General features: G+C 45.1%; 14 protein-coding genes. 6 read left to right on the top strand and 8 right to left on the bottom strand.

Features of this window, described 5'->3' with window-relative positions; all coding sequences use genetic code 11:
- Nucleotides 1-89: 89 nt before the first annotated feature.
- Nucleotides 90-1,007 carry a phosphatidate cytidylyltransferase gene (locus AC4PM4_RS09485; RefSeq protein ID WP_090994377.1) on the top strand — a complete coding sequence of 306 codons (918 nt, stop codon included), beginning with the start codon at nt 90-92 and terminating at the stop codon, nt 1,005-1,007.
- Between the two features lie 201 nt (nt 1,008-1,208).
- Here the strand turns inward: AC4PM4_RS09485 and AC4PM4_RS09480 are convergent, their stop codons facing one another.
- Nucleotides 1,209-1,790 (bottom strand): hypothetical protein, encoded by a 582-nt coding sequence (locus AC4PM4_RS09480; RefSeq protein ID WP_491613451.1) that lies wholly within the window; start codon nt 1,788-1,790, stop codon nt 1,209-1,211.
- Between the two features lie 230 nt (nt 1,791-2,020).
- Here AC4PM4_RS09480 and AC4PM4_RS09475 point away from each other — a divergent pair, with 230 nt between their 5' ends.
- From AC4PM4_RS09475 to AC4PM4_RS09460, 4 genes are all read left to right on the top strand, one after another.
- Entirely contained in the window at nt 2,021-2,992 is a 972-nt protein-coding gene (locus AC4PM4_RS09475; protein WP_491613450.1) for a DMT family transporter, read from the top strand.
- Nucleotides 2,989-4,035, top strand: coding sequence for a bifunctional transcriptional activator/DNA repair enzyme AdaA (locus AC4PM4_RS09470; protein WP_491613449.1), 1,047 nt, complete (start codon nt 2,989-2,991; stop codon nt 4,033-4,035). Before AC4PM4_RS09475 ends, AC4PM4_RS09470 begins: the two co-directional genes overlap by 4 nt.
- Nucleotides 4,036-4,107: 72 nt before the next feature.
- Nucleotides 4,108-4,881, top strand: coding sequence for an isocitrate lyase/PEP mutase family protein (locus AC4PM4_RS09465; protein WP_491613448.1), 774 nt, complete (start codon nt 4,108-4,110; stop codon nt 4,879-4,881).
- Nucleotides 4,882-5,076: 195 nt separating this feature from the next.
- Nucleotides 5,077-5,592: a hypothetical protein gene (locus AC4PM4_RS09460; protein WP_072733858.1), complete on the top strand. Its 516-nt coding sequence runs from the start codon at nt 5,077-5,079 to the stop codon at nt 5,590-5,592.
- A 55-nt stretch (nt 5,593-5,647) separates the two neighbouring features.
- Here the strand turns inward: AC4PM4_RS09460 and AC4PM4_RS09455 are convergent, their stop codons facing one another.
- From AC4PM4_RS09455 to AC4PM4_RS09425, 7 genes are all read right to left on the bottom strand, one after another.
- Complete coding sequence (locus AC4PM4_RS09455) at nt 5,648-6,346, bottom strand: hypothetical protein (protein ID WP_072733859.1); 699 nt, start codon at nt 6,344-6,346, stop codon at nt 5,648-5,650.
- A complete protein-coding gene (locus AC4PM4_RS09450; protein ID WP_491613446.1) occupies nt 6,343-7,224 on the bottom strand; it encodes an ATP-binding cassette domain-containing protein in 882 nt (293 codons plus the stop codon). The genes AC4PM4_RS09455 and AC4PM4_RS09450 overlap by 4 nt, the downstream gene beginning before the upstream one ends.
- Complete coding sequence (locus tag AC4PM4_RS09445) at nt 7,221-7,601, bottom strand: GntR family transcriptional regulator (protein WP_064642001.1); 381 nt, start codon at nt 7,599-7,601, stop codon at nt 7,221-7,223. The genes AC4PM4_RS09450 and AC4PM4_RS09445 overlap by 4 nt, the downstream gene beginning before the upstream one ends.
- A gap of 98 nt (nt 7,602-7,699) precedes the next feature.
- Nucleotides 7,700-7,870 carry an aspartyl-phosphate phosphatase Spo0E family protein gene (locus AC4PM4_RS09440; RefSeq protein WP_072733860.1) on the bottom strand — a complete coding sequence of 57 codons (171 nt, stop codon included), beginning with the start codon at nt 7,868-7,870 and terminating at the stop codon, nt 7,700-7,702.
- A gap of 241 nt (nt 7,871-8,111) precedes the next feature.
- Nucleotides 8,112-9,482: a transcriptional regulator gene (locus tag AC4PM4_RS09435; RefSeq protein ID WP_491613445.1), complete on the bottom strand. Its 1,371-nt coding sequence runs from the start codon at nt 9,480-9,482 to the stop codon at nt 8,112-8,114.
- A 274-nt stretch (nt 9,483-9,756) separates the two neighbouring features.
- Entirely contained in the window at nt 9,757-10,674 is a 918-nt protein-coding gene (locus AC4PM4_RS09430; RefSeq protein WP_063565845.1) for an aldo/keto reductase, read from the bottom strand.
- Nucleotides 10,675-10,848: 174 nt separating this feature from the next.
- On the bottom strand, nt 10,849-11,739 hold the full coding sequence (locus AC4PM4_RS09425; RefSeq protein ID WP_491613444.1) for a diacylglycerol/lipid kinase family protein: 891 nt from the start codon (nt 11,737-11,739) through the stop codon (nt 10,849-10,851).
- A gap of 487 nt (nt 11,740-12,226) precedes the next feature.
- On the opposite strand from AC4PM4_RS09425, the gene AC4PM4_RS09420 reads away from it, so the two are divergent.
- Nucleotides 12,227-13,747 (top strand): leucine-rich repeat domain-containing protein, encoded by a 1,521-nt coding sequence (locus tag AC4PM4_RS09420; protein WP_491613443.1) that lies wholly within the window; start codon nt 12,227-12,229, stop codon nt 13,745-13,747.
- Nucleotides 13,748-13,767: the final 20 nt, after the last annotated feature.

Here is a 13,767-nt window from a genome sequence, read left to right as displayed (position 1 = left end):
TTTCCCCTTATCAAGTTGGCACTATTCCTTCATAATAACATAGGTACCCTATATTGGAATCTTACTTCTGGATAAGCAGGTGATTGTACTTGAGCAGTTCACTCTTTACCTTAACACTGATTTTTATTGCTTTATTGGTCATACATATCGTGTACAAAATCATTACGAAGCTTCAGCCGGATAAGGATTATTCGGGCATTGGCAACAAAATCAAAACCTGGTGGGGCATGTTTGTCATCTTCTGTCTCGCCACCCTCTTCAATCCGATTGTCTCCCTGATCTCCCTTATGGTACTCACCTTTTTCGCGCTGAAAGAGTACTTCTCCATGATCCGCAGCACCCGCAAAGCTGATCGTAGGCTGTTTCTATGGGCGTATCTGGCGATTCCGGTACAGTTCTACTGGATCTATATTGGATGGTATGGGATGTTTATCGTGTTTATTCCGCTATATGTCTTCCTGGTGTTACCTCTGCCACGTCTAATTAATAAGGGCACGGTTGGTTTCCTGCGCAGTGTCAGCTCGACGCAATGGGGATTGATGCTGATGGTATTTGGACTTAGTCATCTGGCCTACTTCCCGTTCGCAACACCGGAATATGGCTCAAAGTTGGTCTTGTTCCTGGTCGTATTAACCCAGCTGAATGATGTGGTGCATTATCTGGCCTCGCTCTATCTGGGCAAACGCAAAGTGGTGCCCACGGCCAATCCTTTTTTGACATGGGAAGGGTTCGCCTGTGCATTCGTTGTAACCACCGCTGCCTCTTATTTCATTCATCCTTACCTGACTCCGTTTGATGCACGTTTCGCACTTTTCATCGGTGTGTTGATCGCTCTGGCAGGGTTCTTCGGAAGTCTGACGGTTTCTGTTCTGAAGCGGGATTTGTTAATTGGGGATGACAATAAGTTCGATGCGCTGAAAAAAAGCTACCTGAGCCGGGTCGACAGCCTGACGTACACCTCTCCGGTCATGTTCCACGTGGTGCGTTATTTCTTCGACTTCATGTAGACGGAGTATCCGTTACAGATACGAGATGCCGAAACACTCAGTCGATAGAACAAAGTGTAAGCTTGCAGATCAATAAAAAGCAGCCTTGACGGCTGCTTTTACTCATTTATGGGAGAAATGAAGGCGCACGTATAATGTGTCTGTTTCATTTTCCATTTTTGAATTAACAGAAAGCACTGCACACGGTTATGATCTGCCTGATTATTTTAATTTAATTTCCTTCTCCGAGGTCACTTCTTTCCCCTCTTCATTGGTAAATACAAAAGTCGCTTTGCCGCGTTCACCCTTCATCTCATCCGAATAAATAAATCCGGAGAATTGCCCGTCACCACTGATATAAAACCCTTCTTTTCCATTCGCGCCATGCTCGATCGCTTCCTTGTAGGAATTCACAATCGTTACCGTGTTGGACGTCCAGCGCATCTCGGATAAAGCATAGCCCTCAGGAATTTGTTTTATCGCAAAATCAAAGCTATTGCCCTCGGACGGCTTATCCGTCTGGTCAATGACGATCATGACCTGTCCTGCCGTATCAGCGGAGGATTCCGATTGGGCCGTAGGCTTGCCTTCATTCCCACTTTCGTTCGCCTGATTATTGTTATTCTTCGCCTCCATATTGGGAACGGAACTATTTCCCGCTTCCTCTATGGGCTGCTTTGATTGTGGGTAGGCGTGTTCCTGTACGGATTCGTTGTTGTTTTTTGCCCCACATGCGCTGGTCAACAGCAGAATACATAGAGCAGACACCCAGAGTATAGATTTATTTTTATTATTTTTCATCATTGGAACTCCCTCCATTTATCTAAAGTAACAAACCTTATGCATTCATCCAAAGAGAACTTCCCAAACAGCACCTTCTATAGTAATTACTACACCATATCGTCTCACATTAAGCTCCATATTATGTAAATGAGTACTAAATTCAATTCGTTAATACACTTCGATGAACCCTGAAATGTTGGCGTGTTACCCTGAAAGGGTCAAAAAAACATGCTATTTGAGGGGGTAAAAGGTTGAATCGCTTTGCTTTTATGATGCTCGTTATACTCGCCACTTCGCTTATGGGTTCATCCTTTGCTGTGGGTAAAATCGGATTGACTTATGTCTCACCCATTCTGCTGGTCGGCATTCGATTTACGCTCGCTGGAGGACTAATGGCGCTCTGGGTGCGAAATAAAAATCTTCCCGTGACCGCGCCTGACTGGCTCCGGTTATTCGTCATCGGTCTGTTCCAGACGACGGGTGTGATGGCCTGCATTTTCCTGAGCATGCGCACTATTCCTTCCGGGCAGACATCCATTCTCACATTTACAAATCCGCTATTGGTAGTTCTTCTCGGGAGTGTATTTCTTGGTCTGAGATATAAGGTATACCAGTGGTTTGGGGTGCTCATCGGTATAACAGGAGTTTTCATCACGCTTGGTTTCCATCTTCAATTCTCCGGAGGAACGTTACTGGGTATGGGGTCTGCCTTGTCCTGGGCGATCGCTACCCTCTTGGTCAAACAATGGGGCTCACACTTCAGCACATGGGTGCTAACGGCATATCAGATGTTATTCGGCGGACTAACGCTGTTATTGCTCAGTTTTACCATGGAATCAACAAAACTCATCCTGAACACCACGTCCATAGGGGTGATTCTATATCTGGCGATCCTCGGTTCCATTGTGCAGTTCGCTACGTGGTATTACCTGTTAAGCAAGGGCGATCCGGGCCAGACAAGTGCGTTTCTGTTTCTTGCTCCATTTTTCGGGGTCTTATCCGGCTGGCTGCTTCTGGGCGAAGTCATTCGGAATTACGTCTATATGGGCGGGCTATGCATATTCCTGGGGATCTTTCTGGTAAACTGGACTGGACGAGCAAATAATAAGGACGTATTGATAAATAAAATATTCGTGCCTGATTTTCGGCGATGCCCTGCGCATCGTTTTTTTATAATATCAATAAGGATAAACTCTACTGATATAAGGACGTGCGCCCAATGATTTCTGCTGAACTGAAAGAACAATACTATCAGGCTCTGGTTGCCAAGGATTCGGAATACGAAGGTTTATTCTATGTAGGCGTCAAGACGACGGGTGTATTCTGCCGGCCTACATGCCCCGCGCGAAAACCAAAATTCGAAAACTGTGAATTCTATGAGACGGCGCAGCAGGCATTGCTTGCTTCGTATCGTCCTTGCCAGCGCTGCCGCCCGTTGTCTCATCCCAATCAGGTATCTGATGTGGTACGCGTATTGGTGGAAGCCGTGGAGAACCATCCGGAGAAACGCTGGAAAGGCCAGGATTTCAAGGCATTATCCATCGACGAATCCACCGCCAGACGTCAGTTCAAGAAGCGATTTGGCATGACCTTTGTGGAGTATGCCCGTGCCCGTCGCATGGGACTGGCTCTGAAAAATATTCGCTCCGGTCGCACGGTCATTGATGCCCAGCTGTCCACCGGCTACGAGTCTGGCAGCGGGTTCCGGGATGCCTTCTCGCGAATCATGGGCGCAGCGCCTACACAAGTAGATGAAGAACATGTATTGAAGGCGTCCTGGATCGACACACGTCTTGGACCCATGATGGCTGTAGCCGATGAGAAAGCATTATATCTGCTCGAATTCGTGGATCGAAGAGGTCTGGAGCGCGAGGTGGAACGATTGCGCAAACGAACGAAGTCAGCCATTGTACCTGGAGTAACAGATCCGATTCGTTCCATTGAACGGGAACTTGCACAGTATTTTGAAGGCACGCTAGCTGTATTCCATACCCCGTTGTTCTGGTTAGGAACACCATTCCAGAAGAGTGTATGGAAGCAATTGATTGCGATCCCGCCGGGGGAGACGAGATCATATCAAGATATCGCGAATGCACTGGGTAAACCCACAGCATGTCGAGCGGTAGCACAGGCCAACGGAGCCAATCAACTGGCCATTGTTATTCCTTGTCACCGTGTGATCAATGCTAGTGGTGAACTGGGTGGATACGGAGGAGGCCTGACTCGCAAAAACTGGCTTTTAACTCACGAGAAGCAGGGTAGCTGAGTACTCAATAGATAAGAAAAGAACGGCAAGTGATATGAAGGATACAGCTATGTAACGGAGGAGATAAGTCTTATGAGTACCCTACAAAAAAAAGCGTTGATGTTCCACCAATCCCATACCAAAGGCAATCCATTGGTTCTGGTCAATGTCTGGGATGCCGGGAGTGCACTCGCCATCCAATCTGCTGGAGCAGCAGCAATCGCTACTGGAAGCTGGTCTGTAGCTGCTGCCCACGGTGAACAAGATGGAGAAGCGATGCCATTCCAGCTGGTACTGGACAATCTGGCCCGGATTACAGCGAGCGTGGATTTGCCTGTTACGATCGATATTGAGGGAGGGTATGGCAGGTTGGCGTCAGAAGTGAAGGGAAATGTGAGCCAAGTGATCCATCACGGTGCGGTAGGAATTAATATTGAGGATCAGCTCCCCTCTGGCGCGGGACTGTACGCTGTGGAGGAGCAATGTCTGAGACTGTCGGCTGCCCAGGAAGCTGCGGAGCAGGCAGGCATTCCGCTGTTCATTAACGCCCGCACAGATATCTTTTTGCAAAATGCACCTGAACGACACAATCACGCTCTCCTGGAAGAAGCACTTATTCGCTCCAAGGCATATGCAGAAGCAGGCGCCAGTGGTCTGTTCGTTCCGGGCTTACAGAATCAACAACTGATTCAGGAATTGTGTGAACGTTCGTCGCTTCCGGTCAACGTGATGGTTACATCTCCTGAACCCTCACCGAAACAACTTGCCGGGCTGGGTGTGGCACGCGTAAGTTATGGTCCTTATCCTTATCTGCAAGCGATGGAATACCTGAAAGAACTGGGGCAAAGTATTCTATCTGGAAACTAACACAAAGGCGCGCTTCTCATTTTCCACCAGAGGGAAGCGCACTTTTTCACGATATTCATTTAATGCTACTATTATAAGCGATCATCTATGATGTGAATCCTCAAACAGGTGCTATACTGCGCCTGTTTTTTGATGCTTATCTTTTCACCTATGTATGTTATAATCACCACTACCCAACACTAACAGGAGGAAAATATGCTTAACGTTGAACAAAAGCTTGAAGTGCTACAATCGTATCCCCAACTGCAACGCAAAGATGTTTCTCTCGGCCGTGTTAATTTCCACTACGAAGAAAGTGCGTACGAGAAAAAGATTGTTGCTCTCCATATTCATCCTAACGGTAACGGTTATATCTATGCAGGGCTACTGCCCAACTATGAGACAGATAATAAAGGATTCGTCAATATTCGTGATTACTCCGAAGCAGATCTACGCACATTGTTAGATGAAACGATTAAAGCAATGTCAACCAATCCCAACGCAGTAGAATCAGAAGAGCCAGAACAAGCCAAAGCTGCTCCTACATTGGCTACAACCTCTACCGGTGGCGGAACATGGGTCGATGAAGATGGACATACACTTACTTTAAAATATGAAGATGACATGTGGTATGTGTATTCCGGTGTTAATCTGGATATGGCTTTCGAAACGCGTAGCGAAGCAGGCGAGTATCTCAAAGAAGAAGGATTCAAACCACAAGCTCAAGCTTAACTCATACAAAAAAACACGAGGCGTGTATGTACGCACTCGTGTTTTTCTGATCTTATCAATCTTTTCTGCCTTTCATTGTAAGCGGTGCATTCTTCATCATGGGGTACGTGCTCAGAAGCAAAGCACCTCCAATGACCCCCAGAGCGGTGAACAATGTCATGCGATTGACTCCCGCAATCCACAACATAAACTCACTAAGATCGCTCAAAGTAAATACCAGCGTGACGATTAAGCTAAATCCAAAGAACAGACTGAAAAAATTGCGCATCCCCAATCTGATCCAACAGACGGTTGAAAAGATGGACAGTCCCAGCACGAGAAAACCAATCATCAGATCGATCCACAAATAGGAGAAAAAATGATATTCGCTTGAGTACAGCATGCCTGGTTGATAAAAGGTTACGCGAAGTGTTCCATATTCAAGGAGAAGATGCGTAATAAAATAGATTATATTCAGGATGGTAATTGTGCCTATGACCATCCAAACCGAAATGATATAGAAGGATTTCATGAACTGAATGCGTGTACTCCCTATACCTATCGCAACCGGAAACAAGGTAACGATTCCCGCAATCGCAAAAGCACAGATCCCTCCATACATTGGACCACAAAGTTGTGTAGTATAAGCAATATCGAAGATGAATCCAATGGCCAGATAGACTACAGTAAGCATAAGGGTGATGAAGGAGAAGATCATCAAATACCAGCGCATATCATCCAGAATCAGCCGATTCGTACCTTTCACCGAGTTCATCGCTTAATCCCCTCCTGATTACGCGTCCTGTTAACCAAATAATCCTGTAATGTCGCCTTCTCAATGGAAAGCCCCTGCGTATGAGCGATGTCTTTCCACGTTTTCGAGTATGGCTCATCAATCATCACTTTCAAGGTCGATCCCATCTGGGAAGATTCTATGACCTTCACGTCTGCGGTGACTCGATTGATATCTTCTATTCTCCCTGTTAGAAGAACTCCTTTTTCGCGCATCTCTTCCATCGACTGATTAAACAACACTTCCCCTGCTTGCAGAACGATAAGGGACTCACATAAAGGCTGAATTTCCTCAATATGATGGCTTGATATTAGAATTAGACGCGGGTTATCTTCATAAGTCTCCAGTAAAGCATTGTAGAAATATTTACGTTTCTCAGCATCAAGTCCATTGGTGGGCTCATCAAGAATCGTTACCCTTGCGTTACTGGCAAGACCCAATATCATCTGAGCGGCGGTCTTCATGCCTTTTGAGAATTTCACGATCTTCTTCTTCTCTGGTAACTCGAAGATGTCGATTAGTTGCTCGGCAAGAGCCTGATTCCACTGAGGATGGAAGTATTGACCGAATCGAACCATGTCCTTGATCGTCCAATTTCTACCCAGGGGATGGTTCTCCTGGATATAACACAGGTTCTCCTGCGCAGCCAAGTTATTGTATGGATCCTGGCCCATCACTTGAATGGTTCCAGCATCAGGTCGGTTATGGCCTGCGAGTAGACTCATCAGGGTTGTTTTGCCGGCACCGTTTCTTCCCCACATTGCACTGATGATCGGCTCATTTTCATGCAAATTAACGTTGTTCAGAACCGGCGTTTTTGTTTTCTGATAGCTGTAGTTCATCTGCTCGATATGAATCATAACTCACTCTCCTTATCCTTCTTGCCGCGAATCAAATCAATAATCATATCCTCATTCATGTGAATCCGTCTGGCCTCTTCAAGTAAAGGTTTAATATATTCCTCGTAGAAATGCTGTTTTCGCTCAACAAGCAACGCTTCCCTGGCTCCCTTCGCAACAAACATTCCAACACCCCGCTGTTTGTAAATGATACCTTTGTCCACGAGCGTTTGAAGCCCTTTGCGTGCCGTGGCTGGATTAATATTGTAAAAGCGAGAGAGCTCATTGGTAGACGGAACCTGTTCCTCTACCTTCAATCTGCCGTCTACAATGTCATCCATAATCATCATGGATATCTGATGAAAAATGGGCTGAGATTCATCCAAATTCGATTTCATGCGATTCCAACTTTCATTCATCGTTAATTAGTTAGTCAGTTAGTTACTCATGTGACTAACTATAGTATACGGAAACCAATATGTAAATAGGCGAACCACTAATTAATCAAATTTTTCATTTTGGCTCGATTGTATTGATTAATAAGACCGTCCAGAACTACAGATTGCTGGATGACTTCAGGATGAAGCAGACTACCGTATTCCGACTGTAAGCGGTGAAGCTGTTGTCTGGCTTCTTCGATCTGTGACATTAACTCCAAGCAATCCATAGTACCCCTCCTTTTTGTCATATTTTAGTTTATTATGCCAATCGATAGGCCGCAAGGGGTACGACATACTTATTCTTCCACCAGACGCAAAAAAAGACGCCTCTGAATGAATATTCAGAAGCGTCCCTTACCAATTTTTTAAGTTCCGAATCCGTGGTCAGCAGTTCTCATAATGCCGGGGTCTGGAACTTCCTTGACTGAGACAGGTTCCGTAGCAGGAGCTACAATGTAAATAATAATACTACATGTAGCTATCAGCAAAGCCAACTTTCTCTTCATTGAGTTTCTGCACCTCACTAATGATCAATTTGTATTGCTGTTTCGCCGTCTCAGTTGCAAACTCCCTATATTGCTCAAACAGTCCGACACCTCTAAGCATACCTCGTCCACTGCTAATTTCAATAGAGAATCGCAAACTATCCAGAACAAATTGTATTCCTGTGAAATACTCGTCTTTCTTTAAATAATACGCAGCGAGATCTGCTAAAAGACGTAGATATCGATCATCTGTAACCTTTCCAATTCGGTTGCTCTGTTCCTGGTACGTAAAGTATGATTCATACTGTTCGAGCACATCATCAATATTTTTATCATAGCGATTGGCAGCAGTCACAATATCACAAAGCGCCGGGAAAATTTCATTTTCTTTTGTTGAGATGTAATTCAAATATTCAGGCAATACATCAAACTGTCCGCTCATTAATTGATATATATAACGGTTTCCCTCAGCCCATTCCTGAAACTGATTCATAACTACCATCTCGTCTTGATTAGGGTTCTTCACCCAACTGTTATCCGTGTATAAAGAAACATATTTAAGCGCGCCTTGATAGTCTTTAAGTTGATAGCACGCACTACCTGAAGCCAAATAAGAATACAGAATGTAAAATACAATCGGTCTTTTGGTTTCTTCCTGTTTCCTTCTCCCATTAAGCTCATAATGGATGGTTGCTTTCACCCTAAGCTTCTCGGACAGCTCCTGAACTTTATTCCATCTGTGCAAAGCACCAAAGGCATTAATCAGTTCGTTGAGCGCATCCAGCTGATAGCGTTCATCCAGTCGATCCACATAGTATTCAAATTGGGCCGCAATGATTAGATTTCGTTGCTGATCATTGCTCAGCCCCAATCTGAATAGTCGATACTGACATAGTGCAAGCCGTTCGGAGTGTTGCATTTTCTCACTCTCGGCTATCGTTTCATATAGTAGAACGGCCGGTTTGAATTTACCAGCATGGTAGAATTCTTCAGCCAGATCAAATAACAAAGGGATATAAGATAGATTATCCATCATCAACCGGATAACATCTTCAATACAATTCAATTTATCCAATTCTGCACATCGATGAAGGAATGGTCCCAGTCTTCGCCAGTCAGGGGCAGCATGGACAAAACACTCATCTATATACAATTCATAGAAGTAACCTTCTTCAAGTCTCATAGCTGAAGTGATTCGATCCAGCTGCTGCATCGCAATCGGACGATTCTTATTCAAAATGTTGCTCAGCGTACCCGAGTTAATTCCTGACGTTTCCGAAAAAAGACTAATGGACATCTGCTCACGCTTCAGATAACTCTCTAAATGATCGCGTATCGTGGTTGTCGGCTCCAAACTAACACCACCCTCCAAAATAAAAAACCATAAACAGGATTAACGGTATGCAAAAGTAATTATATGTAATAATTAAGCAAGGGTCAATAAGATAAATTCAACTAATTTGTATTAATTACAAAATAATCCTTTTGTTAAAATAGAGGCCCTACCCTTATTTTATACCGGGAACGAATAAGCATCAAATAAAGGATAAAATAAAAACACGAGCGCTATATACGCTCGTGTTTTACATGCAATACAGCAGATCATTCTGCTATGTATTGATTTGGGTTTAAGGCAGCACGTTGCCAGCTGCACGATAGATTTCGTACCACTCTTGGCGTGTAAGGTGAACATCGCCAGCTTTGATGCAATCCTGCAAACGCTGGATGTTCATTGTACCTGTCACGGGCTGCATTTGTGCCGGGTGACGCAGCAACCAGGCAATTGCGATGGTCGTGTTGCTCACTTCATATTTTGCAGCAATCTCATCGATCTTCGCATTCAGTTCCGGGAACTTATCGCTGCCCAGGAATACGCCTTCGAAGAATCCGTATTGGAACGGGGACCATGGTTGAATCGTGATATCATGCAGGCGGCAATAATCAAGAATACTGCCATCACGGTTAACCGCGGCATCGTTCTCCATATTTACGTTGATTCCACTGTCAATCATCGTGGTATTGGTAATACTCAACTGCAGCTGGTTGGCTACCAGTGGCTGTTTAACGTATTTTTTCAACAGTTCGATCTGGTTCGGATTCTGGTTGGATACCCCGAAGTGACGCACTTTGCCTTCGCGTTCCAGCTGGTCAAAGGCTTCAGCCACTTCTTCCGGTTCAACCAAGGTGTCCGGACGATGCAGCAACAAAACGTCCAGGTAATCGGTTTTCAAGCGTTGCAGAATGCCATCCACCGAATTCAAGATGTGCTCTTTGGAGAAATCAAACATGCCTTTGCGGATACCGCATTTGGATTGAAGAATCATATTTTCACGAACCTGGGGATTCATCTGCACAGCCTCTGCAAAGATCTCCTCACAAGCCCCGTTTCCATAAATATCAGCATGATCGAAGAAGTTCGCGCCTGCTTCCATGGCGGAATGAACAAAATGTTCAGCTTCTTTGCTGCTTAATGAATTAATCCTCATGCAGCCAACGGCTACAACCGGTATTTCGAGTGCGCTGCTGCCAAGTTTAATTGTTCTCAAGATGATTTCCCTCCATATTCGAATAGTATCGTACATTCATTCTCATGATCTTTGCCAACTAGTATATACTTGTCTTCCGTCTATGATTGTGACACAGAACTGCAATCGGTTTCAATGGAATTTTAGATTTCTTATATGGAATAATGGAGGTTTTTTTCTGCATCGTTCCTCCATCTACACTTCTTCCGGAACTATCACTTCAATATGCTGAGGCAATACACTGATTTGAATGGGCAAAGAAGGCCCTTCCTCCCCATCCACATTTGTGCGAATGGCTTCTATAGAACGGACGTGAACTTCTTTTGCTGTAAAATAATCAACATCCTTATGGTTCTTCAGATTGCCAAACAACAGGGACGTTCCGAGTGTTACCGTATTAAAGACATTCATGCTACGGATCACAAAACAATGAATTAACCCATCATCCACCGCTGCTTCCGGGGACAATTTCTCAAAACCTCCAACCGAATTGGTCAGTGCCGCGAGAAAAAGTGGAGACTCCCCTTCCCAAAACTGCCCGTCATACTCAATAGTTAGTGGCTTGGCCGGTGTATTCATCAGATCTTTCAATCCTTCTTTCAAATAAGCGAATGAACCCAGCTTCGACTTCTCTTCCGAAGATACAGAGAACAACGCCTCTGCCAATGAACCAGCTGCCACCACGTTGGCAAACAGACGATCATTGATTTTACCAAGATCCACCCTATGGATCTGCTCCGAACGTAACTGCCGAATGGCTTCCTCCGGATCAAGCGAGATATTCAGCGCACGCGCAAAATCATTCACCGTACCCAGCGGCACCACACCCAGTCTGGGACGATGCTCCTGATCCATCATGCCGTTAATCGTCTCATGCAGCGTCCCATCTCCTCCGATGGAAATGACGAGATCACAGCCATCTTTGCAGGCACTCAGACAGTAGTTGGTCGCATCTCCCTCACCAGCCGTCTCATTGACTACCACTTCATACTGCTGTGATTCAAGAATTTCTTGTACCTGGGACACATATTGCTGAGCCTCTTCTTTACCCGACGATGGATTACTAATGATCATGGCTTGGCGCATACCTGCATCTTCTCCTCCAAATGGCTTTCTTACTTCATCTATACCCTTTCTGTTATGGAGTTGAATAGCATCTGGGGGAGTTGTACAATTTTTTTTGAAAAAGATGGCTGGAAGAGTGCAGTATGGGGTTTGTATCATATAGAATAGAAGTAGATGTTCTACCTGTCATGAATTTCTTGTTCCTTTTGCCCTATGATGGGTTAATAACTATAGATGTGTTTTTATTCGTGCCTGCATAAGTTAAACTGATCTATTTACACTTACCACTCCGATGGCAGAACAACCTTCCGATCACTGTTATCCCCGGATTTCTTTGATTCCCTTTTTCTAAAGGGAGAAATCCCGTGATAAAGGTGACCGCTTCGCTTCTTCAGGTTTTTTCTGCCCTCTCCGTTATCGTGTAAATATTGTACTTACCTTATATATCATCAAAAAAAATCAATCTGTTCGGAGTATTTTAAAATCGGAATCGGAGGGAATTCATGCAATGAGAAGAATGACTCTACTATTTCTAATCTTCATCCTGAGTCTTGGGGCGGCTGGGCAAGCGATGGCCTATACTACGGCAGACTTGGGCGAAGGAATCATCAAAGATCCTGCACTGGAGAACGGACTGAAGCTGATCCTGAACATACCGGTAGATTCCCCTCTAACTTCCTCCGATCTGGAGCAGTTGCACGTGGTGGATCTAAGCAATGCAGGCATTCAAAGCCTGTCCGGTCTGGAATACGCCACGAATCTGACTCACCTCCGGTTATATGGAAATGAGATTGAAGACCTAACACCGCTTGCGCATCTGACTCGGCTTCGCGAGGTTGACGTCCGCAATAATTACATTACATCGATTGATGCACTGGCTGATTTGAAAGACCTGGGACGGCTGTATATCAGCAACAATTCCATTTCTTCCATAGAAGTTGTACGTGGATTCACCCGATTACATACGTTTCACGCCAGCGGTAACCAGATTACTAGTCTCTCCGCACTGGCGGATGCAGATGATCTTCAATGGCTTGAAATCTCGAATAATGCGATAACGTACCTGACACCACTGGCGGATAAAAGAAAACTGAAACAGCTCAATGTGGCCAACAACCACATTCATACACTGGATGTACTAGCTGATCTGCCGAATACACTTCAGAAGCTGAATGTGGCAGGCAACGAGATCTCCGATCTGATGCCCTTGAAGCATATGACACGCCTGCAGGCGCTAGACTTCTCCGGGAATCAGGTTCAGCATCTGGCACCCTTGGAAGACCTGGTAGGGTTGAAAGAACTGAATGCGGAGTCCAATCAGATCTATGATCTGGAGCCATTACGCCAGCTGTCCAAGCTAGAAGTACTGAAACTGTCCAATAACCGGGTGTGGAATCTGTCACCGATTGCCGGTTTTACTTTTACAAGAAACAGCTCTGCAAATACTAATACGATAACGGATATCTCGGCTTCCACTTCCTTATCCTCCGGTACGCAGACCTCAGTCTCTGAACCGGAACCTGCCGGACTTACGGTGCAAAATAATTATCTGGATGTTGCGAACGGCAGTGACACGATGCGGCTTCTAAACCAAATGAATGTGCGGGAGCAGAAACGTACTCCACAGGGTAATTTTCAGCGGCTTATTGAAGGCTCTACCACAGCCTATGTCGGGGATCGTGCTTACGCACTGGAGGCTGCACCTTTTATCGATGAGGGACGGACCTATGTACCGCTCCGTTTTGTCTCCGAGCAGTTGAATGCCAGCGTGAACTGGAATCCGGATACACAGGAGGTTCAGATTGCGCAGAATGATACAACGATTCATTGGACGGTGGGCAACAAACAGGTGGTTGTGGACGATACGCTTGCTATAAATGATGCACCCCTGCTGATGAAGGATGGAAAGGCGTTTGTCCCGGTACGTTTTATTTCGGAGCAATTCAATACGACGATTGCGTATATCGGAAGCAGCAAAACGATTCTGATCTTCGAAAACAAAGCGCAGGACGAAAATGTACAACCTTAATTAAGCAAAGCATGATCAAG

This window comes from Paenibacillus sp. MDV22-iso6, assembly GCF_058408365.1.
Note: the sequence above shows the minus strand (reverse complement) of the source record. Positions and strands in the feature narration are given on the sequence as shown.